Here is a 235-nt window from a genome sequence, read left to right as displayed (position 1 = left end):
CCTTCAGGCTACGGTAGAAGGAATAGAACTCCGGATCCTGGTTGTAGGCCTTGGCGTAGATCGCGGCAGCCTTGGAGTCGCCGTCACCGCGGGTCTCTTCCGACTCGCGGTAGGCTTCGGCAACGATTACCCGGCGCTGGCGATCGGCGTCGGCACGAATGCCTTCGGCCAGTTCGCGACCCTTGGCGCGGTGCTCGCGGGCCTCGCGCTCACGCTCGGTGCTCATCCGCTCGAA

Annotated in this window: 1 pseudogene; it reads right to left on the bottom strand. The window is 65.5% G+C overall.

The features are described 5' to 3' along the window. Positions 1 to 235 (bottom strand): annotated as a pseudogene (locus G5A07_RS21735) (protease modulator HflC); the annotation flags it as partial.

The organism is Stenotrophomonas sp. AS012628 (assembly GCF_010608305.1).
Lineage (GTDB): Bacteria > Pseudomonadota > Gammaproteobacteria > Xanthomonadales > Xanthomonadaceae > Stenotrophomonas > Stenotrophomonas geniculata.
Note: the sequence above shows the minus strand (reverse complement) of the source record. Positions and strands in the feature narration are given on the sequence as shown.